Source organism: Olsenella sp. An293, from assembly GCF_002159495.1.
In the GTDB taxonomy this organism is placed as follows: Bacteria; Actinomycetota; Coriobacteriia; order Coriobacteriales; family Atopobiaceae; genus Thermophilibacter.
Window position 1 is genome coordinate 42,796 of sequence record NZ_NFIT01000004.1, and the last position, 26,805, is coordinate 69,600.

Annotated in this window: 22 protein-coding genes; 3 read left to right on the forward strand and 19 right to left on the reverse strand. The window is 66.2% G+C overall.

All coding sequences use genetic code 11. The annotated features are described in order from the left end of the window. Positions 1 to 150: 150 nt before the first annotated feature. The 11 genes from B5F85_RS03260 to B5F85_RS03310 all read right to left on the reverse strand — a co-directional run bounded on the left by B5F85_RS03260 (position 151) and on the right by B5F85_RS03310 (position 15,370). Positions 151 to 1,158: a substrate-binding domain-containing protein gene (locus tag B5F85_RS03260; protein WP_087314377.1), complete on the reverse strand. Its 1,008-nt coding sequence runs from the start codon at positions 1,156 to 1,158 to the stop codon at positions 151 to 153. Between the two features lie 317 nt (positions 1,159 to 1,475). Then, entirely contained in the window at positions 1,476 to 3,953 is a 2,478-nt protein-coding gene (locus B5F85_RS03265) for a phosphoketolase (protein ID WP_087314379.1), read from the reverse strand. Between the two features lie 118 nt (positions 3,954 to 4,071). Continuing rightward, positions 4,072 to 5,109, reverse strand: coding sequence for a LacI family DNA-binding transcriptional regulator (locus tag B5F85_RS03270; protein WP_087314381.1), 1,038 nt, complete (start codon positions 5,107 to 5,109; stop codon positions 4,072 to 4,074). Between the two features lie 34 nt (positions 5,110 to 5,143). Further along, entirely contained in the window at positions 5,144 to 5,854 is a 711-nt protein-coding gene (locus B5F85_RS03275; RefSeq protein ID WP_087314383.1) for an L-ribulose-5-phosphate 4-epimerase, read from the reverse strand. Between the two features lie 49 nt (positions 5,855 to 5,903). Then, positions 5,904 to 7,511, reverse strand: coding sequence for an FGGY-family carbohydrate kinase (locus B5F85_RS03280; protein ID WP_087314385.1), 1,608 nt, complete (start codon positions 7,509 to 7,511; stop codon positions 5,904 to 5,906). A gap of 84 nt (positions 7,512 to 7,595) precedes the next feature. Next, positions 7,596 to 9,092, reverse strand: coding sequence for an L-arabinose isomerase (gene araA / locus B5F85_RS03285; RefSeq protein WP_087314387.1), 1,497 nt, complete (start codon positions 9,090 to 9,092; stop codon positions 7,596 to 7,598). Between the two features lie 156 nt (positions 9,093 to 9,248). After that, positions 9,249 to 10,292 (reverse strand): sugar ABC transporter permease YjfF, encoded by a 1,044-nt coding sequence (locus B5F85_RS03290; protein ID WP_087314389.1) that lies wholly within the window; start codon positions 10,290 to 10,292, stop codon positions 9,249 to 9,251. 1 nt (position 10,293) lies between these two features. Next, positions 10,294 to 11,394: an ABC transporter permease gene (locus B5F85_RS03295; protein WP_239386640.1), complete on the reverse strand. Its 1,101-nt coding sequence runs from the start codon at positions 11,392 to 11,394 to the stop codon at positions 10,294 to 10,296. Further along, the gene (locus B5F85_RS03300) at positions 11,391 to 12,908 is read right to left on the reverse strand and encodes a sugar ABC transporter ATP-binding protein (protein ID WP_204204618.1); all 1,518 of its coding nucleotides are present in this window, start codon (positions 12,906 to 12,908) and stop codon (positions 11,391 to 11,393) included. The genes B5F85_RS03295 and B5F85_RS03300 overlap by 4 nt, the downstream gene beginning before the upstream one ends. Before the next feature lie 108 nt (positions 12,909 to 13,016). Next, on the reverse strand, positions 13,017 to 14,027 hold the full coding sequence (locus B5F85_RS03305; protein ID WP_087314391.1) for a substrate-binding domain-containing protein: 1,011 nt from the start codon (positions 14,025 to 14,027) through the stop codon (positions 13,017 to 13,019). Positions 14,028 to 14,575: 548 nt separating this feature from the next. Then, the gene (locus tag B5F85_RS03310; protein ID WP_087314393.1) at positions 14,576 to 15,370 is read right to left on the reverse strand and encodes a type III pantothenate kinase; all 795 of its coding nucleotides are present in this window, start codon (positions 15,368 to 15,370) and stop codon (positions 14,576 to 14,578) included. 424 nt (positions 15,371 to 15,794) lie between these two features. Between B5F85_RS03310 and B5F85_RS03315 the strand changes: the two genes are divergently transcribed. Next, positions 15,795 to 17,468, forward strand: a complete 1,674-nt coding sequence (locus tag B5F85_RS03315) for an OPT/YSL family transporter (protein WP_087314395.1) — start codon at positions 15,795 to 15,797, stop codon at positions 17,466 to 17,468. A 92-nt stretch (positions 17,469 to 17,560) separates the two neighbouring features. Here B5F85_RS03315 and B5F85_RS03320 read toward each other — a convergent pair whose 3' ends face one another. The 8 genes from B5F85_RS03320 to B5F85_RS03360 all read right to left on the reverse strand — a co-directional run bounded on the left by B5F85_RS03320 (position 17,561) and on the right by B5F85_RS03360 (position 25,323). Further along, positions 17,561 to 19,996 (reverse strand): cation-translocating P-type ATPase, encoded by a 2,436-nt coding sequence (locus B5F85_RS03320; protein ID WP_087314397.1) that lies wholly within the window; start codon positions 19,994 to 19,996, stop codon positions 17,561 to 17,563. A 432-nt stretch (positions 19,997 to 20,428) separates the two neighbouring features. After that, positions 20,429 to 21,346, reverse strand: a complete 918-nt coding sequence (locus B5F85_RS03330) for an AEC family transporter (protein WP_087314398.1) — start codon at positions 21,344 to 21,346, stop codon at positions 20,429 to 20,431. Further along, positions 21,343 to 21,801, reverse strand: coding sequence for a hypothetical protein (locus tag B5F85_RS03335; protein ID WP_087314400.1), 459 nt, complete (start codon positions 21,799 to 21,801; stop codon positions 21,343 to 21,345). The genes B5F85_RS03330 and B5F85_RS03335 overlap by 4 nt, the downstream gene beginning before the upstream one ends. Next, complete coding sequence (locus tag B5F85_RS03340) at positions 21,788 to 22,192, reverse strand: hypothetical protein (RefSeq protein ID WP_158094551.1); 405 nt, start codon at positions 22,190 to 22,192, stop codon at positions 21,788 to 21,790. The genes B5F85_RS03335 and B5F85_RS03340 overlap by 14 nt, the downstream gene beginning before the upstream one ends. Before the next feature lie 63 nt (positions 22,193 to 22,255). Then, positions 22,256 to 23,092: a PTS system mannose/fructose/sorbose family transporter subunit IID gene (locus B5F85_RS03345; RefSeq protein WP_087314404.1), complete on the reverse strand. Its 837-nt coding sequence runs from the start codon at positions 23,090 to 23,092 to the stop codon at positions 22,256 to 22,258. Further along, positions 23,085 to 23,879 (reverse strand): PTS sugar transporter subunit IIC, encoded by a 795-nt coding sequence (locus B5F85_RS03350; protein ID WP_087314406.1) that lies wholly within the window; start codon positions 23,877 to 23,879, stop codon positions 23,085 to 23,087. Before B5F85_RS03350 ends, B5F85_RS03345 begins: the two co-directional genes overlap by 8 nt. A gap of 66 nt (positions 23,880 to 23,945) precedes the next feature. Then, on the reverse strand, positions 23,946 to 24,431 hold the full coding sequence (locus B5F85_RS10645; RefSeq protein ID WP_158094552.1) for a PTS sugar transporter subunit IIB: 486 nt from the start codon (positions 24,429 to 24,431) through the stop codon (positions 23,946 to 23,948). Between the two features lie 64 nt (positions 24,432 to 24,495). Next, complete coding sequence (locus B5F85_RS03360; RefSeq protein WP_087314408.1) at positions 24,496 to 25,323, reverse strand: MBL fold metallo-hydrolase; 828 nt, start codon at positions 25,321 to 25,323, stop codon at positions 24,496 to 24,498. A 272-nt stretch (positions 25,324 to 25,595) separates the two neighbouring features. Here B5F85_RS03360 and B5F85_RS03365 point away from each other — a divergent pair, with 272 nt between their 5' ends. Further along, positions 25,596 to 26,348 carry an SIS domain-containing protein gene (locus B5F85_RS03365; protein WP_087314410.1) on the forward strand — a complete coding sequence of 251 codons (753 nt, stop codon included), beginning with the start codon at positions 25,596 to 25,598 and terminating at the stop codon, positions 26,346 to 26,348. 112 nt (positions 26,349 to 26,460) lie between these two features. Next, entirely contained in the window at positions 26,461 to 26,718 is a 258-nt protein-coding gene (locus B5F85_RS03370) for a hypothetical protein (RefSeq protein ID WP_087314412.1), read from the forward strand. The last annotated feature ends 87 nt before the right edge of the window (positions 26,719 to 26,805 follow it).

Genomic DNA, 26,805 nt, shown 5'->3' on the forward strand with positions numbered 1-26,805 from the left:
AATCGAGCAAGCGCGAGGACCGCGCCTGAGGGCAAAATACTCATGGATCGAAGCGCGGTTTTGTTTTCCCGCCCGGCCGAATATGGATCGAAGGCCGATTTTGCAGCGCGGCATCCCCCGCACAGGTCAGATTGCGCGCAAAGCGCCGCGTCAGACGAGGCGAAGGACGCTCTGCCGCTCGACGAAGGTCGTCGAGAGGTGCACCACGCTCGTGTAGTCGCGCGGCGAGCGCATGCGGTCCACGATGGTCTTCACCGCGAGCTCGCCCATCTCGCCGTTGGGGACGCGCATCGTCGTGAGCGGCGGGTTGGAGATGCTCGCGAAGGAGAGGTCGTCAAACCCCAGCACCGAGACGTCCTCGGGGATCTTGATGCCGCGCTCGGTCATGGCGCGCATGCAGCCGAGCGCCATGATGTCGTTCTCGACGAAAAACGCCGTGGGCAGCACCGGGTTAGTGGCCAGCCACGCCTTCATGGACTCGTAGGCGGTGTTGACCGTGGTCCCCACCTCAACACGGAAGTTGGGGTTGACGGGAAGGTTGGCCTCGCGCATCGCCCGACGGTAGCCGCGCTCGCGCAGCGGGAAGTTCTTGATGCGATACGACCCCGCGATGTAGCCGATCTCTCGGTGCCCCATCTTGATGAGGTAGCTCACCGCACGCAGGGCCGAGTTCTCGTTGGAGGTCACGATGCACTCGAAGAAGAGGTGGTCGCTCCACCCGTCAACGACCACAAACGGCGACTTGGCACCCCTGAACAGGTCGTAGTCCTCCTCCGCCATCTCCGTGCCAAGAAGGACCACGGCGCTCGAGGAGTCATTGACGATCTCGCGGGCCTCGCGCGCGGCCGCCTGGCGGTCACCGAGCTCCATGTTGGTGAAGATGATGCTCAGGTCGTGCTCGCGCGCCGCACGCTCGACGCCCTTGATGACACCCATGTGGAAGGTGCCTTCGTCGAGAATCTCTCCGGTCTTGCGCGCCTGGACAAAGTTGATGTGAGTGATGTGGTTGGAGCGGTCATAGCCGAGCTCGCGGGCCGCGCGCAGGATGATCGCCGCCGTCTCCTTGTTCACGCCGCGCTTGCGGTTGAGCGCATTGGACACCGTCGCCGGGGAGAAGCCCGTCTTCCTGCTGATCTCTCGAACCCCGACGTTTCTCATGCAACAAACCGCCCTTCCGTGTCTCACAACGTGAACACCATGATAAACACCGCCGAACAATGTTTGGCTCCCCATCTGGCCAGCGGCTCATTTCTCGGCGGACGGCATCTCTTCCCCTGGTTGTCAGCGACCTTCGTCGTACGCAAACGGGCCCGGCCGGCTCTTCTTGCCCAGCAGCTCTTCTCCTAGTCGTCAGCGACCTTCGACCCATACGACACGGGCCGCCCGCCCTTCTCATCCGGTGATTTCTGAGCGAAGCTCAGTGAACCGGAGAGAAGGGCGGGCGGCCCCTCAGGTGCGTATGGTGCGAGCGCGACTTACTCGTTGTCGCCCGCGGTCATCTGCGTGGCGGAGATGTCCTCGCCCGCGTCGGAGGCGTCACGCCACTTCCAGTCGGTGAAGGCCGGGTGGTCGTAGCCGTTGTCGACGGCAAACTGGAACGCGTCGACGCGGAAGTTCTCCCACTCGCCGATCTGCGCGGACCACTTGTCGGCGTCGATCATGCGCAGGGCATCGGCGGCAAGGGCCCAGCGGTCCATGTCGTTCACGCGGACCATGTCGTACGGCGTGGTCGTGGAACCCTGCTCCTGGTAGCCGTGAACGTTGAAGTTGTCGTGGTTCGGACGGTCCCAGATGAGGCGGCGGATCGTGCCGGGATAGGCGTGGAACGCAAACAGAACCGGCTTGTCGGCCGTGAAGAGCTCGACGAACTTCTCGTCAGACATGGCGTGATCGTTCTCGGAGACGTTCTGGATGCTGAGAAGGTCGACCACGTTGACCAGGCGGACCTTGACGCCGAGCTTGTCGAGCAGGTCGAGCGCGGCCATGGCCTCGCCGGTGGGCACGTCGCCGCAGCAGGCGAGCACGACGTCGGGCTCCTCACCCTCGGCGGTGTTGGAGGCCCACTTCCACTCGGCGGCGCCAGCCGCGAGCTCCTCGCGCGCCTCGTCGAGCGTGAGCCACGTGGGCGCGGGCTGCTTGCCGGCGAAGATGGCGTTCACGCAGTTGGTGGACGCGTAGGCGCGCTCGGCGACGGCGAGCAGCAGGTTGGCGTCGGCCGGGTAGTAGATGTTCACCACGTGGTCGTTGTTGAAGTTCTTGTTGAGAAGAACGTCCACGAAGCCGGGGTCCTGGTGGGAGAAGCCGTTGTGGTCCTGGCGCCAGACGTGGCTGGAGAGCAGCATGTTGAGGCCGGAGATGGGCTTGCGCCAGTCGATGTGGCGCACGGTGGCCTCGAGCCACTTGCAGTGCTGGTTGACCATGGAGTCCACGATGTGGACGAAGGACTCGTAGGAGCTCCAGAGGCCGTTACGGCCGGTGAGGATGTAGCCCTCGAGCAGGCCCTCGCACTGGTGCTCGGAGAGCTGCTCGATGACGTTGCCCACGGGCGAGAGGTGCTCGTCGTTGGCCGGGTCGTCGTAGTTGCCCTCGCCAAACCACTGCTTGTCGGTCACCTGGTAGGACGGCTGCAGGCGGTTGGACGCGGTCTCGTCCGGGCCAAAGATGCGGAAGGCGTCGCGGTTGTTGTTGATGAGCTCGGCGGTGTACTCGCCCAGGACGCGCGTGGCCTCGACGGCGCCGAAGCCGTGGCCCTTCTCGGCGACCGGCACCTCGTACTTGCGGGTGTCGGGGAGCGTGAGCTCGTTGCGGATAAGGCCGCCGTTGGCGTTGGGGTTGGCGCCGATGCGCAGCTCGCCGGTGGGCATCCAGTCGTTGACCTCGGGACGGATGGCGCCGTTCTCGTCGAAGAGCTCCTCGGGCCTGTAGGACTCCATCCAGCCCTTGAGGATCTGGAAGTGCTCCTCGGTGTCGCGCGCGGAGGCCAGCGGCACCTGGTGGGCACGCCAGGAGCCCTCGGTCTTCTTGCCGTCGATCTCCTTGGGGCAGGTCCAGCCCTTGGGGGTGCGGAAGACGATCATCGGGTAGAACGGGCGGGACGCCTCGCCGGCTGCCACACGGGCCTTGATGTCGCAGATCTCGTCGAAGACGGCCTCGAGCAGCGCGGCGAAGCGACGGTGGATCGAGGAGTGGTCCTCGTTGTCAAAGCCGGCGACGAAGTTGTACGGGTGGTAGCCCATGCCGCGGAAGAACTCGTCGCGCTCGGCGTCGGAGATGCGGGCGAGGATCGTGGGGTTGGCGATCTTGTAGCCGTTGAGGTGCAGGATCGGCAGCACGATGCCGTCGGTCAGCGGGTCCATGAACTTGTTGGTCTGCCAGGACGTGGCAAGAGGTCCGGTCTCGGCCTCGCCGTCGCCCACCACGGCCACCGCGAGCAGGCTCGGGTTGTCGAGGACGGCACCGTAGGCGTGGGAGAGCGTGTAGCCGAGCTCGCCGCCCTCGTGGATGGAGCCGGGGGTCTCGGGCGCGTAGTGGCTGGGGATGCCGCCGGGGTAGGAGAACTGGCGGAAGAACTTCTGCAGGCCGGCCTCGTCGTCGGTGATGTCCGGGCGGACCTCACGATAGGTGCCGTCGAGCAGGGACTGCGCGGTGCCGGCCGGGCCGCCGTGACCGGGGCCCATCAGGAAGATGGCGTTTTGCTGGTGGTCGGCGATGAGGCGGTTGATGTGGCCAAAGAGGAAGTTGATGCCGGGCGTGGTGCCCCAGTGGCCCACGAGGCGGTGCTTGACGTCCTCGCGGCTGAAGCCCTCGCGCATGAGCGGGTTGGAGCGCAGGTAGATCTGGCCCACGGAGAGGTAGTTGGCGGCGCGCCAGTAGCGGTCGACGCCCTTGAGCTCCTCCTCGGAGACCGGCCCGTTGAGCTTCTTCCACGGGGTGCCGATGACGGGGTTAGCCATGCTGTTCCCTTTCTCCCTCGCGGCCTCGCGTGTCGAGCCCGCGATGTTTCCTAACGGTTTCAGTATATTTGGTAAAACGTTTTACCTCACAGGGTTTTTCATTTTGACCGAACGTTTACTAAACGACCTCCGCAGGCGGCTCGCCCACCGCGCGCACGCTGCTCTTGATCACGAGGCGCGGCATGAGGATCCGCTCCTCGGGCTCCCCGAGCTCGTCCTCCTCCACGCGCCTAAACATCACGTCGAGCGCCGCCGCGGCGAGCTCGTCGACGTTCTGCTCGATGGAGGTGAGCGCCGGCTCAAACAGCACGTCCGCCGCCGAGTTGTCGTAGCTCACCACCGAGTAGTCGCGCGGGACGCGCAGCCCCCGCTCGTAGAGGCGCTTGAGCAGGCCCAGCGCGATGTTGTCGCTGCCCGCAAAGACCGCCGTGGCGTCGGTGTCGAGCAGACGGGCCGCCACCTCGTAGGCCTTGGGGATGTAGTAGGCGCACGGCAGCACGAGCGCGGGGTCGGGCTCGATGCCGCGCTCGCGCAGCGCCCGCTCGTAGCCCGCCAGGCGCTCGCGCCCGGTGTTGGAGGCCACGTTGAGCAGGCACGCGATGCGGCGGTGCCCGGCGTCGAGGAGGTAGCGGCACGCCAGGTAGCCGCCCGCCTCGTTGTTGAAGGCGACCTTGTCGCAGGCGATGCCCTCGGCGAGGCGGTCGACCATCACAAACGGCATGGGCAGGCCCTCGAGCGCCGAGCGCAGGGCGGGGTCCCCCTCGGACCCGGTGGAGGCCACGACAAAGATCCCGTCCACGCCGCGGTTGGCGAGAAGACCCACGAGCTCGGCGTCGTTTTCCGGGGAGTCGTCGGAGTTGGTGATCAGCAGCACGTAGCCGCGCTCGCGACACCCCAGCTCGAGCCTGCGCGCGAGGGACGAGAAGAACCTGCTCTCGATGTTGGGCACCACCAGGCCGATGGTCTGGGAGCGCCGGGTCACGAGGCTGCGGGCGATCTGGTTGGGGATGTAGCGCTTGCGGCGCGCCACCTCCTTGATGCGCCGGCGGCTCTCCTCCGAGATCTTGCACGGGCGATCGTTGAGGACGAGCGACACGGCGGTGGTCGAGAGCCCCACCTCGCGCGCGATGTCGCGCAGGGTCACCTTGGCCGCCATGCGCTCGTCCTCCCCTCTCACTCGCTCGTGTCCGCTAGTGCGCGCCGCCCTGGCCGTAGTAGGCGTTGGGGCCGTGCTTACGCATGTAATGTTTGTCCTGCAGGTACTGCGGCGCCGGCTCGACGCCGGGCAGCAGCGCCTCGGTGCGGGTTGCCATCTTGGCGACCTCCTCGAGCACCACCGCGTGGTAGACCGCCTGCGCAGCATCCTTGCCCCAGGAGAAGGGGCCGTGGTTGCGCACGAGGACGGCGGGAACGGCCACCGGGTCGATGCCGCGCTCGGTGAAGCCCTCGTAGATCACCTTGCCGGTGTTGAGCTCGTAGGCCTCCTCGATCTCGGCCTCGGTCAGGCCGCGCATGCAGGGCACCGGGCCGTAGAAGTAGTCCGCGTGCGTGGTGCCGTAGGCCGGCACGTCGCGGCCGGCCTGCGCCCAGGAGACGGCCCAGGACGAGTGCGTGTGCACGACGCCGCCGATCTTGTCGCCCCACTTCTGGTAGAGGTAGGCGTGGGTGGCGGTGTCTGAGGAGGGGTTGAGGTCCCCCTCGACGACCTTGCCGTCGAGGTCACAGACGACCATGGACTCGGGCGTGAGCTCGTCGTAGTCCACGCCGGAGGGCTTGATCACGAAGAGGCCCTTCTCGCGGTCGAGCTCGGAGGCGTTGCCCCAGGTGAACACGACCAGACCGTGCTTGGGAAGGTCCATGTTGGCCTCGTAGACCTTCTCGCGAAGCTCCTTGAGCATCATGTGCTTCTCTCCAATCAGTCAGACGATGAAAAGGGACGGTCCCCTTTCATCAGGCGAGGGCGGCCTCGGCGGCCTTCTCGGCCTCGTTGACCTTCTTGAACGTGGCAAGGAAGGCGCGGTAGCCCTCGACGTCGGCGGCGTCGGGCTCGAGCGTGATGCCCTCCATGTCCGCGAACACCTTGTCGTTGAGGTAGTCGGCCAGCGACTCGCCCTCGGCCTTGTGGATCATGTAGGACGCCGCGACGGCCTGGCCCCAGGCGCCGCCCTCGCCGGCGGTCGCCATGACGGTCACGGGCGCCTCGAGCGCGGCGGCGAGCAGGCTCTGCGCGACCTTGGGGGTCTTGAAGATGCCGCCGTGGCCGTAGAGCTTGTCGATCTTGACGTCCTCGGCGCGCAGGACCTCGTTGCCGGCGGCCAGGGCGCCGAAGGCGGCCATGATGTTCATGCGCATGAAGTTGGCGATCGTGAAGTTGGCGTTCTGGCCGCGGACCACCATCGGGTAGCCGGTCTGGACGCCCATGACCGTCTCGCCCGAGATGAACGGGATGGAGACGAGCCCACCGGCGTCCTTGTCGCCCGTGAGCGCGGCGTTGAAGAGCTTGGTGAAGACCTCGCCCTTGTCGAGCTTGGCGCCCATGAGCTCGGAGAAGTCGCAGAGCAGGTCGACCCAGTCGTTGATGTCGGAGGTGCAGTTGTTGCAGTGCACCATGGCCACCGGGTCGCCCACGGGGGTGGTCACGATGTCGATCTCGGGCACGGTGGCGTCCTTGAGCGCGTGCTCGAGCACGACCATCGAGAAGACCGAGGTGCCGGCCGAGACGTTGCCGGTGCGCGGCGCCACGGAGTTGGTGGCGATCATGCCGGTGCCGGCGTCGCCCTCGGGCGGGCAGACCGGGCAGCCGGGCTCGAGGTCGCCGTCCTTGTCGAGAAGTACCGCGCCCTCGGCCGTGAGGTGACCGGCGACGTCGCCGGCGACGAGGATCTTGGGCAGCAGGTCCTCGACCTTCCACGCCACGCCCTTGCTCGCGACGAGCTCGTCGAACTTGGCGAGCATAACGGCGTCGTAGTCGTGGGTGGTGGAGTCGATGGGGAACATGCCGGAGGCGTCGCCGATCGAGAGGACCTTCTCGCCGGTGAGCGCCCAGTGCGCGTAGCCCGCGAGCGTGGTGAAGAAGTCAATCTTGGAGACGTGCTCCTCGCCGTTCAGGACGGCCTGGTAGATGTGGGAGACGCTCCAGCGCTCGGGCGTGTGGAAGGCGAAGAGCTCGGAGAGCTCGTGGGCGGCCTGCGTGGTGGTGGTGTTGCGCCAAGTGCGGAAGGGCACGAGCAGGTTGCCCTCGGCGTCGAAGGGCAGGTAGCCGTGCATCATCGCGGAGATGCCGAGCGCGCCGAGCTTCTTGAGGGTGACGCCGTACTTCTCGGCCACGTCCTTCTTCATGGACGCGTACGCGGAGGCAAGACCCGCGAAGATCTCGTCTTTGCTGTAGGTCCAGTAGCCGTCGACCAGCGAGTTCTCCCAGTCGAAGGCGCCGATGGCGATGGGGTCGTTCTCGGAGCTCACGAGAACCGCCTTGATGCGCGTGGAGCCGTACTCGATGCCCAGCGAGGTGGCGCCGGACTCGATCTCTCCGACGATCTGTTCTTTGGTGAGTGCCATGTCTTCTCCTTGTTGAGTGAAGCGGCCGCGCCCCCGGGCGAGGACGCGGCCGCCGTGTGACAAAGGGGCTGTCCCTTCGTGTCGCTAGCGGTAGCAGACCTCGCCGAGCATGAGGTCGCGCTTGAAGCCGCGGATGGTGGTGTCGGCGTCGATGACCACGGACTCGATGCCCATGGCGTCGGCCCAGTCGACCATCTGGTCGGCCGTGAGGTCGTAGGACATCGCGGTGTGGTGCGCGCCGCCCGCGTAGATCCAGGCCTCGGTGCCCACCTTGAGGTTGGGACGCGGGGTCCAGAAGACGGTGCCGGTGGGCAGCATCGGCATGGGCTTCTCGACCTTCTTGCAGTCGACGTCCTGGATGATCAGGCGGAAGCGGTTGCCCAGGTCGACGAGGGACGTGGCGATGGCCGGGCCGGTCTTGGCGGTGAAGATCAGGCGCGCGGGGTCCTCGCGATCGCCCATGGAGAGCGGCGTGGCGCGGATGGCGATCCTGCCCTCGGCGACGGACGGGTCGACCTCGGCCATGTGGGACTCGAGGATGCCCTCCTTGCCCGGGACCAGGTTGTAGGTGTAGTCCTCCATGAGGGCGGAGCCCTTGGCGGACGGGTCGCCGGCGGTCATGGCCTTCATGAGGCGCACCATCGCGGGCGTCTTCCAGTCGCCCTCGGGGCCAAAGCCAAAGCCCTTCTGCATGAGGCGCTGGATGGCCAGGGACGGCAGCTGCTTGAGCCCGCCGAGGTCGCCGAAGTGGTCGGAGAAGGCGTTGTAGTTGTGCTCCACGAGGAAGCGCTCGATGCCGATCTCCTGGGCGGCCTGGACCTCGACGTGGCGACGGAACTCGTCCGGGTCGCGGCCGTCGAGCACGAGCTCATAGGTGTCGTAGTACTCGTCGGTGAGGGCCTTGACCTCGTCCGGGGTGACGGCGTCGACGTAGGGCACGAGGTCGTTCACCGGCCAGGCGTCCACGGTCCAGCCAAAGACCTGCTGAGCCTCGACCTTGTCGCCGTCGGTCACCGCGACGTTGCGCATGGTGTCGGCGAAGCGGCACACGCGGATGTTGCGGGACTCGTTGATGCCCACCGCCACGCGCTGCCAGGCGCCGAGCTCGGCGAGGACCGACTCGTCCTTCCAGTAGCCAAAGATCACCTTGTGGTTCCAACGCATGCGGGCGAAGATGTGCCCGAACTCACGCTCGCCATGGGCCGCCTGGTTCTCGTTCATGAAGTCCATGTCGATGGTGTCGTACGGGATCTCCTCGTTGTACTGCGTCGCGAACTGGCACAGCGGCTTGCGGAGGTCGCGCAGGCCGGCGATGTAGTTCTTGGACGGGGAGAAGGTGTGCGCCCAGGTGATGATGCCCGCGCACTCCGGGTCCATGTTGGCCTCGTTGAAGGTGGCCTGGATGACGTCGGAGGTGAGCAGGTTGGGCTTGAGCACGACCTCGAAGGGCACCTTGTCGGAGGCGTTGAGCGCCGCGACGACCTCGGCGGAGTGCTCGGCGACGTGCTTGAGCACCTCGTCGCCATAGAGGTCCTGGGTGCAGGGGCAGAAATAGAAGCGGTACTTCTTGATCTCGAGCATGTCTGTTCCTTTCGGCACGACATGACAATGTCGTCAGACGTTTTTGTCAACCAGACTCGTTTGTCAACCGCCCCTTCCGACCCCGGGGCCCCGCCCCACGAGGGGGCGGGGCGGAGGGAAGGGAAGGAAGGACTCGTTACCTCAGGAGAGGCAACGTCACTCCGTTTGCTTCTTGCGCGCGAGGACGATGCTCTGGATGACGAGGAACAGGCAGATCATCGCGGCGACGGTGATCTTGGCCCACCACGCGTCGGTGAAGCCGGCGGAGGAGACGATGTTCTGGATGGTGCCGAGCGACAGCACGCCGAAGAACGTGCCGATGATGTTGCCCACGCCGCCGGAGAGCATCGTGCCGCCGATGATGGAGGCCGCGATGGCGTTCATCTCCATGCCGTCGGCGTTGGTGACGGCGCCGGAGGCGGAGTGCATGATGTACACGTAGCCGGCGATGCCCGCGAGCAGGCCGCTGATGAGGTGCGCGAGGAACAGCGAGCGCTTGGTGTTGATGCCGAGCATCAGCGCGCTCTGGCGGTTGCCGCCGAGGGCGTAGAAGCTGCGGCCGAGGCTCGTCCAGCGCAGCATCACGAAGGCCAGGACCACGAGGACGAGCGCCACGGCGACGCCGATCTCCATGTAGGCCGCGGTGAAGTTGCCGGAGTTGTTGACCGACCCGAGGAACGGGATCGTGATGCGGGTGTCCTTGAGGGCGAGGAACGCCTCGTTGGCCACGTTGAACGGCTCAGCGTGAATGATCGTGGTCAGGCCGCGGGCGAAGAACATGCCTGCCAGCGTGACGATGAACGGCTGAATCTCCAGGTACGCCACCAGGAAGCCCTGGACCAGGCCAAAGGCCAGGCCGATGCCGAGCGCGATGACGAGCGCGGTGACGGGGCTTCCGCCTTGGTAGTCGAGGTTGACCGCGCAGCACATGGTGACGAGGCCGACGACGCCGCCGACGGAGATGTCGATGCTGCCGCAGATCATGACGATCGAGAGGCCGATGGCCGTGATGATGAGCGACGCGTTGGTGTTGAGGATGTTGAAGAACGTCTGCCACCTCAGGAAGCCGCGGCCGAGGAACAGCATGGCTCCGATGTACATGACCGCGAAGACGACGATGGTGATGGTGAGCAGCAGGTTGGTGTCCGTGATGGCGCGCTTGCCGGCGCCCTCGGACTTCTTGAGCTTGAGGGTTGCCATCTTACTTCACCGCCTCCACTTCTGCCTGCTTGGGACTGCGGATCTTCTTCCAGATCGCGGAGAGCTTGGCGCGCACGATCGGGGCGCTCAGCACCACGAGGATGATGACGACGACGGCCTTGTACGCCGGAAGGGCGGCGGAGGCGACGTTGAACTTGTAGAGCGTGGTGGTGAGGAACTGGATGACATAGGCGCCGAGGATGGAGGAGCCCATGTTGAACTTGCCGCCGGAGAGCGCGTTGCCGCCCAGGGCGACGGCCAGGATGGCGTCCATCTCGATGTCGGCCGCGATCGTCTGGTAGTTGATGGTGGAGATGCGGCTGACCTTGATGAGGGCGGCCACGGCCACGCACACACCGAGGATCACGAACGTGAGCCACTTGATGAACGTGGGGTTCAGGCCGTTGAGGCGCGCGGCCTTCTCGTTGATGCCCACGGACTGGACGTAGAGGCCCAGGCTCGTGAACTTGAGCACGAGGAAGATCACGACAAAGCACGCGATGGCGATGAACACGGGCGTGGGGATGGGCACGCCGGGGATGAATCCGCCGAAGACGCCAAAGCCGGAGTCGGTCGGGATGATCGGGAGCGCGTTGTTGTTGATCCACGCGGCGATGGAGCGACCGGCGGTGTAGAGGATCAGCGTCGCGACCATCGGCTGCACCTTGAAGACGGCGACCATGACGCCGTTGAAGGCGCCGCACACCATGGCGATGACCACGCCGAAGAGGAAGGCCACGATGATCGGGGCCGCCAGCGTGTCGGGGCGCATGTTGCCGCCGCAGAGCACGGCGAGCATGGCGGAGCCGGCGACGGCGATCGTGGCGCCGACGGAGATGTCCTGTCCTCCGGTGGCCGCCGTGACCAGCGTCATGCCGATCGCGAGAATCGCGAGCTCGGAGCCGTTGTTGAGGATGGAGATCAGCTGGCCGGCAAGAACCGAGTTGCCGGTGGAGTCCTGGTTGATCGTAATGGCGAAGAACGACGGGTCAGCGATGAGGTTGAACACCACGAGCGCGAGAAGGGCCGCGATCGGGATGATCATCTGGCTGTGAAGAAGGCGCTTCAGGATGTTGTCGTCCTTGGTCTTCTCGATCGTCACTTTGCCTCACCTCCTGCGATGGTGCTCATGATCTTGTTCTGGTTGAGGTCGGAGCCGGAGAGCTCGCCGACGACGTGACGGTCGCGCATGACGACGAGCCTCGAGCAGGTGCGGATCATCTCGTCGAGCTCCGAGGAGATGAAGGTCACGCTCATGCCCTGGGACGCGAGCTGCAGCACGAGCTTCTGGATGTCGACCTTGGTGCCGATGTCGATGCCGCGCGTGGGCTCGTCGAGAATCAGGTAGTCCGGGTGGGTGAACAGCCACCGGGCCAGGATGACCTTCTGCTGGTTGCCGCCGGAAAGCGAGGCGATCGGCGTGTCGGCAGAGGCGGTCTTGATGTCGAGGAGCTTGATGTACTCGTCGGCGATCTTGTAGGTCTCGGCCTTGGAGAAGGGCTTGAGGAAGCCGCGGAGCACCTGGGCCGCGAGGATGATGTTCTCGCGGACGGAGAGCGACCCGATGATGCCGTCGCCCTTGCGGTCCTCGGGCAGGTAGGCGATGCCCTGCTTCATGGCGTCGAGCGGCTTGGAGATCTTGACGTCCTTGCCGGACTTCTTGACGGAGCCGCCGGTGACGTGGTCGGCGCCGAAGATGGCGCGCACGCACTCGGAGCGACCGGAGCCGAGAAGACCGGTGAAGCCCGTGACCTCGCCCTTCTTGATGTGGAAGTCGAAGGGGTAGACGGCGGCGTTGCTCTTGAGGCCGGTCGCCTCGTAGACCATCTGGTCGGCGTCGGCGCCGGCGTAGGTCTCGTAGTCGCCCTTGATGTCGGCCATGTCGTCCATCTGCTTGCCGAGCATGGCGGCGACGAGGTCGACGCGCGGCATCTTCTCGATCTCGTACTCGCCGACCAGCTGGCCGTCGCGCATGACGGTGATGCGGTCGCAGATCTCATAGACCTGGTCGAGGAAGTGCGTGACGAAGATGATGCCGACGCCGCGGTCCTTGAGCTGGCGCATCATGCCGAAGAGCTTCTCGACCTCGGACTCGTCGAGCGACGAAGTGGGCTCGTCGAGGATGAGGACCTTGCAGTCCATGTCGACGGCGCGCGCGATGGCGACCATCTGCTGCATGGCGATCGAGCAGCTGCCGAGCTGCTGCTTGGCGCTCACGGGGATGCCGAGGTTCTGCAGGATCTTGTCGGCGTCGGTGTACATCTGCTTCCAGTTGGCGACCTTGGAGTGGCCGCGGCCGATGTACATGTTCTCAGCGACGGTGAGGTTGGGGCAGAGCGTGATCTCCTGGTACACGGTGGCGATGCCCACGTCCTGCGCGTCCTGCGGGGACTTGATGGAGACCGCGCCGTCGTGGCCCTGGAGGTAGATGTCGCCGCCGTCCTTCTCGTAGACGCCGGTCAGGACCTTGATGAGCGTGGACTTGCCCGCGCCGTTCTCGCCCATGAGGGCGTGGACCTCGCCCGGGCGAAGCGTGAAGTCGACGTTCTGCAGGGCCTTCACGCCAGGGAAGTACTTGCAGATGCCCCTCATCTCAACGAGGTGGTTCTCTTTCACCGGTAGTTCACCTCCTTGTTCGAAAGAAGGGGCGCGGCGTCTGCGTAGTGCCAGTCGCGCCGCGCCCCTTCGTACAGTCAATCTGTCAGAGATGCTGAGTCATGGCGATTAGATGCCGTTCTCGTCGATGTACTCCTGCGTGATGGTCTCGCAGTCGGCGTAGCCCTCCTCCATGATGATCTTCTTCTCGGTGACCTCCTCGCCGGCCTCGAGCTTGTCGATGATCTCGAGGATGGTGGAAGCCTGGTAGGGGTTGCACTGGCCGTCGTAGTTCCAGTTGCCGGCCATGACCTCCTCGAGGGCCCAGGTGTTGTGGTCGAAGCCCATGATGATGACGTCGCCGTCCTTGCCGTGGGTGATGCCGGCGGCATCGAGGGCGGCCACGGCGCCACGGGCCATGTCGTCGTTCTCGGCGTAGATGACGTTGAACTCCTGGCCGGAGTCGATGACGGACTGGGTGATCTGCTGGGCGGTCTCGGCGTTCCAGTCAGCGGTCTGCTGGACGACGAGGTTCCAGTTGTCGTTGGCCTCGACGGCGGCGTTCAGAGCGCCGGTGCGGCCGACCTGAGCGGCGGAGCCCATGACGCCCTGGATGTGGATGATGTTGTAGGTGTCGAGGGCCTGGTCGGTCAGCCAGTCAACGGCGGTCTGGCCCTCGGCGTCCATGTCGGAGACGACGGCGGCCACGTAGAGGGACTCGTCAGCGTCGACGACGCGGTCGAAAAGGATGGTCTGGGTGCCGGCGTCCAGGGCGTCCTGGAGCGGGGTGTCCCAGCCGGCGGTGTCGGCGGCGGAGACGAGCAGGTACTTGACGCCGTTCTGGATGAACTGCTGAGCGGAGGCGATCTGCTCCTCGTTCTTCATGCTGTAGGCGAACTCAGCGGCAAAGCCGTTCTCCTCAGTGAAGGTCTCCTTCATGTCCTTGTCGTTAGCGGTGCGGTAGCCGGACTCGTTGGGGTCGTTGTTGATGATGCCCACGGAGATGAGCTCGCCGCCGGCCTGCTCCTCGCCGCCCTCGTCGCCGCCGTCGTCGGTGGTGGTGTTGTTGCAGCCCGCAAGCGCGAAGACGCCAGCTGTGCCACCCGCGACCTTGAGGAAGTTCCTTCTCGAAATGCTCATGTTCCCTTTCCCCTTCCTTGAACCTTACGTTCATTCCTGCCTTGCGGCAGCTCTACCAAACCACAAGTAAACAATCGTGGACTGTTTACTTATTCGGCAAACCCCAGGAACGCATCCGGTCGCAGGTGAGAGGGCCCCTCGTAGCTACTCCCCTTTGGACGACACGCAACGCTGTCTTATGAACAGCCTCTTGTTGCCATGCAAAGGGCGGGCGGTCCGGCGGCCCCTCCTATGCGCCTTCTGGTCCCGCATTCGCTAAGCTTTTTTTACGCCTTGCCAACCCGAGGGCAAACCGTTCAACCCGCCGAGCGGCAGACTTTCGTCTGTAAACGTTATGTTTAGATTGTGTTTACACGAGGTTCGCTCGTTTTTGACGTTCTTTGTTTAGAAGTGTTTAGATATGCCGCAGGCTGGTGGCAAGCGTGGCGCTGGCGCCGTCTACCTGCTGATTTACAACTGTTGGCGAGCATAAACGCCCTTGGCCAGGCAAGCCCGAGTCAGGCGGCTGCCGAACGTCTTTTTCTGGGCAACGGTTGCCGCCTGCGCGGCTAGCGGCGGTTCGCCCGCCAGAGGCTCCAAAGCCCGCGCAGGGTGAGCGTGGCGTCCACCTGCGCGTCGTGGCGCAGCAGCGCGGAAATCGCTTCGGCGCCGTCCCCGGTGACAACGACCGTCGCGGGCTCGCCGAGCTCCGCCATCACGGCGTCCAGCAGACCGTCGATCCGCGCGACCTCGCCGAGCACCACGCCCGACTGCATCGCCGCGCGCGTGTTGCGCCCGATGACCGCGGCCGGCGCGCGCAGCTCGATCATGGGCAGCCGGGCCGCCGCCGCGGAGAGCGAGCGGGCCCCCAGCGCCACGCCGGGCGCGATGATGCCGCCGACGAAGGTCCCCTCGGCGTCCACGACCTCGAAGTTGGTGGTCGTGCCCAGGTCAACCACCACGACGGGCGCACCATAGCCCTCGCGGGCGGCCCGAACGTCGGCCACGCGGTCCGCGCCCACCTCGGAGGGGTCGTCATAGCGCATCTTGAGACCCGTCTTGAGGCCCGGCCCCACCACGAGCGGTCGGGTCCCGCACGCAGCGGTCAGGGCGCGGCGCCAGACGTCGGTGAGCGTGGGGACCACGCAGGCGAGGATGGCCTCCCCCGGAACGCCCTCCCCCATCAGCGAGAGCGCCTGCGCGAGCTGCATGCGCGCCTCGTCCACGGTGAGGCGCCCGCGGGTGGTGAGCTCCCAGGTGCTCGCGAGCTCGTCGCCCACAAAGAGCCCGAGCCGCGTGTGGGTGTTGCCCACGTCCACGGCAAGCAGGTTCTTCTCGGCCACGCTGTTCTCGTCACGCGCCATGCGTCCTCCAAAAGAAGCCCCCGGTTCAAGAAAAGGGGTCGGGGAATGGGTATACTATGGATGATGGCAAGGCCCGCTGTGATGGGCTGGGTCGCGCCGGATATGAGTGGAGCGGGTCGCTAGTTCGCTAGGCTAGCGGCCCGACTCATGTTCGTCGTTGGACCTGCTCGCTTTGGACAGGAACGTCAAGACTCCGTTGACAAGGCCGAGCAGCGTACCGGCCAGCTTCAGGATTTCAGTCAGGAGTTCCATGGGGCTCACCTCCCTTCCGGGAGGCGCGACCCAGCGAACGAGACCTTGCCGTCAACCGCCTTCGATTTTACTTCATGGGCCAAACGCCTCGGCGCGCCGGCTTCTGCCATAATCAGACGGTCCCAGAAACCCGACTCCCCGCCAGGGGGAGCGGATATTCGAAGGAGCACATATGAGCGAGAAGGGCTCTCGCGCCTCGTGGCGCGGGCAGCTGAGCCCCGTGGGCATTGCCATCGGGTGCCTCGGCTGCGTCATCATCACGGCGTCCTCGGTCTACACCGCCCTCAAGCTGGGCGCGCTGCCGTGGCCGACCATCTTCACCTCCATCGTCGCGCTGTTCTTGCTGCGTGCCTTCGGGCACCGCAGCCTCAACGAGGCCAACGTCACGCAGATCGTGATGTCGGCCGGCTCCATGGTGGCCGGCGGCCTGGCCTTCACCATCCCCGGCATCTGGATGCTGGGCCTTGCCGACGAGGTCAGCTGGGTCGAGATGCTCGTCGTGGCGCTTTCCGGAACGCTGCTGGGCCTGGTGTGCACCGCGGCGATCCGCCGGCGCTTTGTCGACGAGTCCGACCTCGAGTACCCCATCGGCACCGCCGCAGCCGAGACGCTGATGGCCACCCAGACCGGCGGCGTGACGGGCAGGCGCCTCTTTGGCTCGATGGGCCTCGCGGGGCTCTGGTGCGTCGCGCGAGACGCGCTCGGCCTCATGCCCACGCTGCTGGCGCAGCTGCCCATCCCCGGCGTGAGCTTTGGCATCTACAACTCCCCGCAGATGCTCGCCGTGGGCTTTCTCGTGGGCGGCTTTGCCGTGGCGTTCTGGTTCCTGGGCGCGCTCGTGGGCAACTTCGGCATCATAGTGGGCGGCCCCGCCGCGGGCCTATGCGACGTTGCCACCGCGCAGGGGATCGTCTCCAGCCTGGGCATGGGCCTCATGATGGGCTCGGGCGCAGGCGTGGTCCTCAAGGACATCCTGCCCCACGCGGCGAAGCTACTGCGCGGGCACGCGACGACGGATGACGCGGCGGGCGAGAAGGGCAACGGCGCCCGCGGCTGGAGCCGCCTCGAGCGCGGCACGCTCGCGCTCATGGTCGCGGCGGCGGCGCTGCTCGTGTGCATCGGGCTGGACCTGGGGCCGGTCGTGGCCGTGGCGGTGGTTCTTCTCGCCTTTGTGACCACGATCATGAGCGCTCAGTCCGTGGGCCAGACGGGCATCGACCCGATGGAGATCTTTGGCCTCATTGTGCTGCTTGCCGTCGCGGCCTTCTCCGACGCGAGCCAGGTGCAGCTCTTCTACGTTGCCGGCGTGGTGGCCGTGGCGTGCGGCCTCGCGGGCGACGTCATGAGCGACTTCAAGACCGGCGCGATCATTGGCTCGAGCCCGCGCGCGATGTGGGTGGGCCAGGCCATCGGCGCGCTTCTGGGCACCGTGGTGGCCGTGGCAGTGCTGTGCACGTTGGTCGCCGCCTACGGCACGGGTGCGTTTGGCCCGGGGCAGCTGTTTGTCTCCGCGCAGGCGAGCGTGGTGGCGACGATGGTCTCCGGCATCCCGAGCGTGCCCGGGTTTGTGATCGGGCTTCTGGGCGGCGTGGCCCTCTACTGGGCGGGGCTGCCGGCAATGATGTTTGGCCTGGGCGTCTACCTGCCGTTCTACATGTCCCTCACGGCGGCGCTCGGCGCGGGCGTCAAGTGGGCCTACGAGCGCGTCTGCGCGGCGCGCGGCGGCGAGACGGCAGAGGGCGCGGAGGAGAAGGGCGTCGTGGTGGCGTCCGGCGTGCTCGGCGGCGAGTCGATCGTGGGCGTGGTCATCGCGCTCGCGAGCGTGGTGAGCGGCCTGTCCGGCTAGTTCTGCACGTTGGGGACAGTCCCCAACGTGCAGGTGCGCCAGGTGAGCGAGGCGGCGAGAGGATCGTTCTTCTCGCCGCCTCTTTGCGTCCGCTACTCCTCGCCGCGGTTCTCGTGGCGCACGAGGCGCCGACGGTAGAGCCAGGTCTCGTGACGGTTGTCCCAGAGCTTGAACGCCTCGGCCACGAGGGTGGGCACCACCGAGAGCGCGAGCGAGCACGCCCAGCTGAAGGGCCCGATGGGCGCCAGGCCAAAGACCGCGCCCACGGGCTCCGCCAGCACGAGCGCCGAGAAGGCCGCGATCACCCCGAGCGCGCTCCACACGAGCGGCATGTTGTCGCGCGCCGTGCGGCGAAAGACCGAGCCGCGCGTGCGGACCGTGAAGACGTGCAGCACGCTGGTGAACGCCACCACGAGGAAGCACATGGTCTGTCCCGCCTCGAGCGACGGCCCCTCCCCGCCCGGCAGCCACGCGAAGGCGCCCAGCCAAAACGCGAGCAGGCCCACCGCCGCAAACGCCACGGTCTGCAGCGCGATGACGCGCGTGATGCCCGAGAAGAAGCTCTCCGTGCGGCCGATCGGCCGGCGCGCCATGATGCGCTCGTCGCTCACGTCATTGGCGAGGTGGAGGCCGGGGATGCCGTCGCCCAGCACGTTGATGAGCAGCAGCATCACGGGGGTGAGCGGCGTGCCCCAGCCCATGAGCTGGGCGCCCAGCATGACGGCGATCTCCGAGAGGTTGCATGCCAGCAGGAAGTAGACGGTCCGCTTGATGTTGGAGAAGACGTTGCGCCCCTCGCGCACCGCCTCCACGATGGTGGCAAAGTTGTCGTCCGTGAGGACCATGTCCGCCGCGGCCTTGGCGACCTCGGTTCCGGAGCGGCCCATGGCAACGCCCACGTCGGCGGCCTTGAGGGCCGGGGCGTCGTTCACCCCGTCGCCCGTCATGGCGACGACCTCGCCCTGCTCCTGCCACGCCTCCACGATGCGAATCTTGTCCTCCGGGGAGACGCGCGCGTAGACGGAGTACGCGCGCACGTTCTCCACGAGCTCCTCGTCGGTCATCGCCGCGAGCTGACGCCCCGTGACCACGGGCGCCCCGGCGCGGATGAGCCCCAGCTGTTGCGCAATGGCGCCGGCCGTCGCCGCGTGGTCGCCCGTGATCATGACGGTGCGCACGCCCGCGCGTCGCGCGAGCGCGATGGCCTCCGCAGCCTCCGGGCGCGGCGGGTCTATGAGGCCAACGATGCCCTCGAAGGCGAGGTCGAGCTCGAGGGCCTCGAGCTCGCCGTCCGCGGGGAGCGCATCCACCACGCGGCTGCCCAGCGCGATCACGCGCAGCGCGTCGTGGGCAAAGGCGTCGTGGGCGGCCTGGCGCTCCGCGAGCTCCGCGTCGCTCGCCGGCGCAAAGGGCAGCCGGTCGAAGGCGCCCTTCGTGAGCACGAGGAAGCGGCCGTCCGGTAGCGCGTGCACGCTCGTCATCATCTTGCGGGCGGACGAGAAGGGCACCTCGCCCACGCGCGGGAGCTCCGCCAGCAGCGCCTCGCGCGTCTCGCCGGACGCCGCCAGCAGGCGCACGATGGCGGTCTCCGTGGCGTCGCCCACGATCTTCTCGCCACCCTTGCCGTCAGGCTCGATGGTAGCGTTGCTCGCAAGGGCAAGGCGGCGGAGAAGAACCAGCGCCCGCGGGTCCTCCGCGTGCTCCCCCACCTGCACGGCCGGCGCACCCGGCACCCATGCGCGCCGCACGGACATGCGGTTCTGCGTAAGCGTCCCCGTCTTGTCCGAGCAGATGACCGAGGTCGAGCCCAGCGTCTCCACCGCAGGGAGCTTGCGGATGAGGGCGTGGCGCTCGGCCATGTTGCGCACGCCGCGCGTGAGCGTGAGGGTGACGATGAGCTGCAGGGTCTCCGGCACGGCCGCCACCGCCAGCGAGACCGCGGCGAGCATCATGGCCCAGAACTCCTCGCCCTGCTGAAGACCGGTGGCAAACAGGGCCGCAGCGGCGAGCACGGCGACCGCGCTCACCCCGTGCACCACGCGGGCGAGCCTGCGCTGCAGGGGCGTCTGCATCTTCTGGGCGTCGTTCAGGAAGAAGGCGATGCGTCCCATCTCGCTCGCCATGCCCGTGGCGGTGATCACGGCGCGCGCGTTGCCCGCCGTGACGAGACAGCCCGAGAAGACCATGTTCGCGCGGTCACCCACGGGGGCGTCCCTCTCCGCGAGGGCATCCGCGTCCTTCTCCGCCGGCTCGGACTCGCCGGTGAGCGAGGACTCGTCCACCGCGAGGCCCGTCGACTCGATGAGGCGCGCATCCGCCGGCACGAGGTCGCCGGTCTTGAGCAGGACCACATCCCCGGGCACCACGGCCACGGTGTCGACCTCCGCGCGCACGCCGTCGCGCAGCACGAGGCAGGTGGGGCTGTTGAGGTCGCGCAGGGCATCGAGCGCGCGCTCGGCGCCGCGCTCCTGCGTCACGGCCAAAACGACGTTCATGGCTATGACGGCCAGGATGACGACGGGCTCCACGTAGCCGTGGCCCTCGCGCACCGCCAGTGCGAGAGAGCCCCGCGGCGAGCAGCAGGATGAGGTTGGCTACGTCCTTGAACTGCCGGAGCACCATGGAGGGCAGGGACTCTGGCCGTGCCTGCTGGTACTCGTTGGGCCCATGCTGGGCGGTGAGGTCTTTGACCTGCTGGCCGGTGAGCCCGTAGTCCGGGTTTGAGGAGAGTTTTTCGATGGTCTGAGCTGCGGTGATGCTCCAGTATTTCATGTCCCTCGTTTCGTGTTCGGGGGGCGGATACTCTTACTTTAATACCATCGAAATACTAGGATTATGCGGCGACGGCAGCCGGAGCCAGAACCTCTCCACAGGTCGTGAGCTGCGGCGCATTGCGTCGGCGCCGCGACAGGCCGCGTCGCGGCGCCGACCAGGTGTGGCCCCTGCGGAAGCGTCGCCCGCTAGGCGAGCAGGACGGCAGCTCCCAGGGAGATGAGCAGGGGCAGGGAGATGATCGAGAGGATGGTCGTGGCGCAGACCGTGAGGACCGCGGTCTTGTAGTCGCCCTCGTACTGAGCGGCGTAGATCGCCACGTTGGCGCCCGTGGGGGCGGATGCCGCGATGAGCAGCGCGAGCCCGACCTCGCCGTGGCCCCACGGGAGCGCGGCGAGCAGAAGCAGCGAGAGCAGCGGCACCACCACCAGGCGCATGCCGCAGACCGCCCACACGCCCCCGGACGTCGCAAAGTCCCGCAGCTTCACCTGGGCGAGATACGAGCCGCAGACGATCATCGCCGCCGGGGTGTTGAGCCCGGCGATCGTGGCGAGCACGTCGCTCGCGAAGGCGGGTTCGGGCGCGCCCAGGGCATACAGCGCGAGCCCCAGCGCAAACGAGATGATGATGGGGTTGGTCATGACGGCGCGCGGCCTCACGCTCGCGCGGTCCCCCGTGATCATGAGCACGCCCACGCTCGCCTGCAGGGCGTTGAGCCACCCGATCATGCAGACGATGTAGATGACCGCCCCCTCCCCCATCGCGGCCTCGACGAGCGGGATGCCCACGAAGCCCGCGTTGGAGAACGCGGAAGAGAACGCCAGGAGCCCGTCGCGGCGAAACGCCACGCGCGAGACGACGATGGCAAGCGCCAGAAGCGCGAGCGCGAGAAAGAACGTCTCCACGATGACCTGCGTGGTCCGCGCGGTGCGCTCGGTCCAGAGACTCCGCACGATGACCACCGGAATCACGACGTAGAGCAGCAGCGACCCCAGGTCCTTGGCGCCCGGGCCGCCCATGCGCCCCGTCTTGAACAGCGCCACGCCAACCGCCATGAGCACGAACATCTGGGCGATCTGAGCAAAGATGACGGTCCCGTAGCTCACCTCTCGCCATCTCCTCCCAGACGCTCCGAGCAGATCCTGGCCAGGGTCCTGCGGTGGGCGTCGGTGCGCTTGCCAGCGTAGACCTCGAGAAAGCCCATCTTGGTGCCGGACACCACCGCGTCGACGCGCAGGCCGCCCAGCCCGCCGGCGGCCTTGAGCGACGAGACGTCCTCCCAGCGACCCGCGCACGAGAGCTTGGTCGCCCACGTCGACCCAAACGCCGCAATGCCCCGGTCCGTCACGAGCAGCGCGCCCGTGGCCCGCTCGGGCACGGGGACAAACTCGTGAAAGACGGAGAGCTCGCCGAGAAGGACGAGCAGCACCTCGTCGTCTTGCTCGAGCAGCGCACTGGCACCCGCGAGGTTGGCGCGCGCCGCCCGGCCCGGATGGACCCCGTCCGCCCGAAGCAGCGCGGCCACGTCCGCGCGCAGGCCCGCCGCGCTACTCGTCGTCATCACCCATCTCGAAGGTGAGGTCGTTCATGACGACGACGCCCTGACGCGCCTCCTCGACCATGCCCCTGACCTCGTCGAGGGTGACGTCGCCCGTCACCATGGCGAGCTGAAGGAGCAGCGGGAGGTTCATGCCGGCGACAAGGACGGTGTTCTCGCGCTCGAGCCAGGGCATCACCGTCTGGTTGGCGCTGCCGCCCATGAGGTCGGAGCAGATCACGACCTGCTCGTCACCGCAGGCGTCGAAGAACGCCGAGACGTCCTCGGCGAGCCCCTGGGCACCGCGCTCGATGGAGACGCAGGCGGAGGACACCTCCCTCATCCCAAAGAAGTTGGAGAGGACGCTGGCCATTCCGGCGGCGAGGTCCCCGTGGCTCACGAGCAGCAGCTTCATCATGACTCCTGTCAAAAACGGGGGTGGGCCGCCCCATGACGGCCCACCCGAGGCTCACGCGTGCTAGGCGCAGATTCCGAGGGCGCCGAGAACGATGGCGACGATCATGACGATCCAGACCATCTTTCCAGGGCTCATGCCCTTGATGTCCAGCCCGAGATAGATGGCAAGCATGGTGACGAGGTTCATGAAGCTCGGGAGGATCCCGTTCAGAAGCTCGTCGAGGTTCTGGGTGAGGTCGCCAACCGTCCAGGAGATCGCGAGGTGCACGTCAACCGTCGAGACCGTGAGGGCACCGATGACGATGATGCCGAGGATGGCGCAGGCGTCTGTCAGGTGCGCGAGGGAGCGGCTCTTCTCGGTGATAAACGAGATGCCCTTGTCGTAGACCGTGTAGGACAGACGCCAGAACACGAGCCAGAGCAGGATGTTCACGGCAATGGCCATGAACCAGCCCACGAGCGAGCCCTCGAGCGCCGAGTAGGACGCGATGGCCCCCACGACCGTGGGGAGAAGGACCCACACGATCGAGTCGCCGAGGCCGGCGAGCGGGCCCATGAGGCCGGTGCGGACGTCGACCGCCGTCTGGGTGGCGTCCGGGTCGCGCGTGGTCTCGATGGCGAGGGCGGCCATGAGGATCAGTCGACCGAACCAGGGGTGCGTGTTGAAGAACTTGTAATAGGACTTGTACTTCTCGCTCAGGACCTGATCGTCCGGATAGAGCTTCTTCATGGCGGGGTGCATCGACCAGACCCAGCCCGCCGACTGCATGGTCTCGTAGTTGAAGCAGATCTGGGCGCTCATCACGTAGCGAAGCAGCACCTGGGAGAGGTCCTTCTTGGTGAGGCGCTCCACTCCCTGCTGCGGCGCCTGGGCGCCGGTGGTCTCGACGTTACTCATCTTCCATGTCACCCCCAGCAACGGCAACGGCCGGCATCGCGGAATCCTTCTCGAGGTCCTGGAACACGTAGACGCAGATCACGACGCCGATCAGGGCGATCGCGAGCACGCTGAGCCCCGCGTAGGAGGCAAGGACGTAGCCCAGGATCAGGAAGTAGCCGTACTTCTTGATGGGCAGGTAGTGCAGCAGGATGGCAAAGCCCATCGCGGGGAGCATGCCCGCGGCGACGTCAAGGCCGGTGGAGAGCCACGCCGGGAAGTTGTTGACGAGCATCTCGACGGCGCCGGAGCCGGCGGTCATGAGGATGGCGATCGGCAGCGCGTTGAGGCCGAGCATCGCAATCTGGGACGCCCAGGTCCAGGTGGCCATGCCCTTCCAGTTGCAGTTGTCGGAGCACGCCATGGCGCGGTGGATGAAGAACGAGCCGCTCATCTTGCCGAGGACGTCGAGCTGGACGCCGAGCGCGGCAACGGGCACGCCAACGGCGAGCGCCGTGGAGAGCGCCTCGTCGCCCGCCTGGCCCATGCCGATGGCGAAGACGGTGCCGGCGATGCAGCCGAGCTGGTAGTTGGGAACCGAGGACCCGCCGTAGCCGGCGAGGCCGAGGCTCATGAGGCACATCGTTCCGCCGACGAGAAGACCGGTGTTGAGGTCGCCCATCACAAGACCGCAGAACGCTCCGATGCCCACGACCTGTGCGTAGTACAGAATCTGCAAGTTGTACTTGTGCCACGTCATCAACGCCGTGAACAGCGTGATGACGACTATCTGAAACACGTTGAACATCACAGACCCCCTTCTTTGTTCGTAGTTGTCAGTGCTTGCCCTTGCCCATAATCGCGTCTGTCGCCTCTAGCCGAGCAGCGACCCCACGTCCTGCTCCGTGTCGCCGGGCAGGAACCGAACCGTGATCTTCACACCCCCATCCCTCATCTCGCGCAGCATGTCCCTCTCCTCGTCTGAGACGCGAACGGTCTTGTCGAGAACCGTCACGTTGCCGGTGTTCTGGGTCACGTTGCCCAGGTTGAGCTGGGGCATGGGAACTCCCGCGCGGAACAGCTCGTAGGCGCTGCGGATGTAGCGGAAGACGCAGAAGACGCGCTGGTTCGCGTACTTGCCGGCAAGGATGTTGTTTGTCGCCTTGGTGCAGTCAATGACCGAGAGGGCAACGCCGGGCGGGCAGGCCATCTTGAGCGACGCGCGCACGACGTCATTGGTCGAGGCAGGACCGTCGACCACCATGGCGCGCGTTGCCTTGGAGATGGGCACCCATTGGGTTGCCACGATGCCGTGCAGCATGCGGTCGTCGACCCTGAAGTGAATGATTCCGGTTTCCATGTCTCTCCTATCCTTGTCCGTGGCCGTGGAACAACGTGGTCGCGGCCCTCTGTGCGCTCCGACCCTAGCGAATGCGGTCGGCGAGGTAGAGCAGGTTGCCCTCGCGACCGTCGACGCGACGGCCCGTCGCGGGGTCGGTCTTGGCCGCCCGCAGGCACGGCGCCCCGTTATGCTCCGCAGGCTCCGCGGCGTCCTTCCCGGCGAGCACGAGGTCGCAGAGCTCCAGGTTGTCCTCGAGGACGCGCTTGGTCGAGGCGCAGGTCCCGTGCTGACGGAGCACGATGGCATAGCGCCCCTCGTGCTCCTTGAGGCGCAGCAGGCTCTCTCGATAGCGCTCGACCGTCGTGGAGTGGGGCAGCATGATGAGCGTGCCCACGCCGCAGGCATCGCCAAAGATCGCGATGCCCTCCTCCACGACGAGCGGCACCATCATGCCCGGGGTGTGCCCGGGAACGGCGATCATCTCGACGGTGACGTCCCCCAGGTCGAAGACGTCGCCGTCCGCCAGGGGCCGCATGACGCTTGCGTCAACCCCGGCGAAGTCCTCCGGCACCACGTCCTTGAAGTCAGGGTGGCCGCACGAGTCGACCTTGGCGCGGCGACGCTCGAGGGAGCAGAACTCCTCGTAAATCTCGATGTCGAGAGGACTCATGCGACAACTTTCGAACTGCGCGGCACCGGCGGCATGGTCGATGTGGCCATGCGTGATCACGACGTCATAGGGCTTGCCGTCGAGCAGACCCTCGACATAGCCCCGCAGATCGCCGACGCCATAGCCGGTGTCGATGAGCAGGGCGCGGTCTGAGCCCTCAACGAGATACATGCAGACGTCACCGTTCCCGCAGATGCGACGAACGTGTCCCGAAATCGTCTCGGTGTAAAAGTGAACCATGGCCTTCTCCCAACGTCTCTAAGCTATGGCGTCATCCGTGGGCCCATAGTACGAGTATTGAATGGTACATCCATCCATTCGTCGGTAAACGGTAATTTCATTCAATCAATCGCTCGCTGCAGGTTTGAGCTGACATACCGGAAACACCATGATTTAGCGTGCGTTTTGTTGTATTGTGGGCATAAGTTGCAAGGGTGCTGAATGATTAATTCTCATTTTGCATCATCGGTGAACGGCTCATTCATTCACTGCATTCGAGAACGAGGTCCCCCATGGATGCCCTCTCCCTCATCGAGCTGCACAGAGACAGCTACACCGCTCGCGAACTCGAGGTGTACGAGGCCGTCAAGGCCCATCCGGAGGCCGTCCTCGGAAGCAACGCCACGCAGTTCTCCGAGGTGAACGGCTTCTCCCAGAGCGCTGTGAGCCGCTTTTGCAAGCGCGCGGGCTTCGAGGGGTACGGCGACTTCCGCATGGCCATGCACCAAGCGGTCTACCAGCGCAGCCACGATCAGTCAACCCGGCGCGAGGGCAGCTACTCAGAGGACGTCTTCAGGCTCAGCTCCCTGATTGAGGAGTCGGTTGACCAGGCCGAGGTCAGCCATCTCGTGGCGAGGATTCGCTCCTCCCGGCGCACCTACGTGCTCGGCATGGGCGCGAGCAGCATCTCGGCACGCGTTCTTGCGCTCGGCCTCACGTTGAGGTCCGTCCCATCGGAGTTCGTCGAGACCGGCTGGGAGGAGGAGTCGCTCCACTGCGTGGACAACGAGGACACCTATGTCATCTTCTCGGCGAAGAATCCCTCGTTCAGCGGTTTTCTCGCAACCGTGTCTGGCCTGCGACCCGAGATGCGTCCGCACGTCGCGCTCGTGAGCCTCACCGACCACCACCCGCTCAAGGACTTTGTGGACCAAAACATCGTGCTGCCGCACAATGCCGCGGCCGGCAGCGCGTACCTTGACTCCTTCGTCTCCTCGACCCTCTTTGCCGAGCTGCTGGCAAACCTTGTCGGGCAGGATGACTAACAGCCCTGCGCTTCCCTGAGAGCTGAGAGCTGCGCCCGGCGCCGGCCCGCGTGTACCGCGGGCGCCGCTTGCCGTATGATTGAGCACGTCATGCGCTCCCGAGGAGGTTCCCATGGACATCGTGTCCATCGTGCTTGGCGTGCTCGCGCTCGTCACCGCGTTCACGCCGTTCATCTGGCTGCAGGTCATCGGCGGCTTCGTGGGCATCGCCGGCATCGTGCTCGCGCGGCGCGCCAAGAAGGCCGACTACCGCAAGAGCCTCACCACGGCCATCGGCATGCTGTGCTCCGTCACGGGCGCGCTGCTGTGCTTCCTCGCGCCGGTGCTCTCCGCCGCGAGCAACATCGCGCTGTTTTTCATGACGCGGTAGGGGCCACCGCGCGCCGCGGACGCGATTGACAACTGCGCAGCCGATCAAGACGCTTTTCGACCCTCAATTGTTGCCCGGTCCATAGCG

Bases quoted from the DNA above. Each gene is read 5' to 3' on its own strand.
- B5F85_RS03315 (WP_087314395.1), top strand. From the start codon at position 15,795: ATGAGCGAGAAGGGCTCTCGCGCCTCGTGGCGCGGGCAGCTGAGCCCC.
- B5F85_RS03275 (WP_087314383.1), bottom strand. From the start codon at position 5,854: ATGATGCTCAAGGAGCTTCGCGAGAAGGTCTACGAGGCCAACATGGAC.
- B5F85_RS03280 (WP_087314385.1), bottom strand. From the start codon at position 7,511: ATGGCACTCACCAAAGAACAGATCGTCGGAGAGATCGAGTCCGGCGCC.
- B5F85_RS03270 (WP_087314381.1), bottom strand. From the start codon at position 5,109: ATGGCGGCCAAGGTGACCCTGCGCGACATCGCGCGCGAGGTGGGGCTC.
- B5F85_RS03345 (WP_087314404.1), bottom strand. From the start codon at position 23,092: ATGAGTAACGTCGAGACCACCGGCGCCCAGGCGCCGCAGCAGGGAGTG.
- B5F85_RS03340 (WP_158094551.1), bottom strand. From the start codon at position 22,192: ATGAAGCTGCTGCTCGTGAGCCACGGGGACCTCGCCGCCGGAATGGCC.
- B5F85_RS03310 (WP_087314393.1), bottom strand. From the start codon at position 15,370: ATGGCGCGTGACGAGAACAGCGTGGCCGAGAAGAACCTGCTTGCCGTG.
- B5F85_RS03370 (WP_087314412.1), top strand. From the start codon at position 26,461: ATGGACATCGTGTCCATCGTGCTTGGCGTGCTCGCGCTCGTCACCGCG.
- B5F85_RS10645 (WP_158094552.1), bottom strand. From the start codon at position 24,431: ATGGAAACCGGAATCATTCACTTCAGGGTCGACGACCGCATGCTGCAC.
- B5F85_RS03350 (WP_087314406.1), bottom strand. From the start codon at position 23,879: ATGTTCAACGTGTTTCAGATAGTCGTCATCACGCTGTTCACGGCGTTG.
- B5F85_RS03305 (WP_087314391.1), bottom strand. From the start codon at position 14,027: ATGAGCATTTCGAGAAGGAACTTCCTCAAGGTCGCGGGTGGCACAGCT.
- B5F85_RS03265 (WP_087314379.1), bottom strand. From the start codon at position 3,953: ATGGCTAACCCCGTCATCGGCACCCCGTGGAAGAAGCTCAACGGGCCG.
- B5F85_RS03260 (WP_087314377.1), bottom strand. From the start codon at position 1,158: ATGAGAAACGTCGGGGTTCGAGAGATCAGCAGGAAGACGGGCTTCTCC.
- B5F85_RS03290 (WP_087314389.1), bottom strand. From the start codon at position 10,292: ATGGCAACCCTCAAGCTCAAGAAGTCCGAGGGCGCCGGCAAGCGCGCC.
- B5F85_RS03360 (WP_087314408.1), bottom strand. From the start codon at position 25,323: ATGGTTCACTTTTACACCGAGACGATTTCGGGACACGTTCGTCGCATC.
- B5F85_RS03365 (WP_087314410.1), top strand. From the start codon at position 25,596: ATGGATGCCCTCTCCCTCATCGAGCTGCACAGAGACAGCTACACCGCT.
- araA (WP_087314387.1), bottom strand. From the start codon at position 9,092: ATGCTCGAGATCAAGAAGTACCGCTTCTATTTCTGCCCCTGCACCCAG.
- B5F85_RS03335 (WP_087314400.1), bottom strand. From the start codon at position 21,801: ATGACGACGAGTAGCGCGGCGGGCCTGCGCGCGGACGTGGCCGCGCTG.